Source organism: Paraburkholderia sp. SIMBA_027 (genome assembly GCF_046535315.1).
GTDB classification, from domain to species: Bacteria; Pseudomonadota; Gammaproteobacteria; order Burkholderiales; family Burkholderiaceae; genus Paraburkholderia; species Paraburkholderia tropica.
The window spans coordinates 1-233 of sequence record NZ_JAWRWY010001674.1 but is presented as its reverse complement, the minus strand read 5'-3'; the positions used below and the strand labels follow the sequence as shown (position 1 = coordinate 233).

General features: G+C 56.7%; 1 protein-coding gene. It reads right to left on the bottom strand.

Translation table 11 applies throughout. The annotated features are described in order from the left end of the window. On the bottom strand, positions 1–233 hold a 233-nt coding region (locus SB764_RS44875; RefSeq protein ID WP_410867419.1), incomplete at both ends, for a hypothetical protein.

The following is a 233-nucleotide window of genomic DNA, read 5'->3' as shown; positions in this document are numbered from 1 at the left end:
ATGCCGAGCTCTTTAACCACCATGCGCCGTTCTATTGGCCCTGTTTGCTCTAACCAAAGGATGCCGCCGTCTACGGACACGGTCTCAACCGATCCTTCGTCCACGAGCTGATCGTAATGCCAAACCTGAACCACCCGGCCCGGGAGTTGCCGCCAATCGGACACGATCTTCCCCGGCATACTTTCGCCAGGACCCCGCGTGAAATCCTTCATCCCGTGATACAAAATCGACTC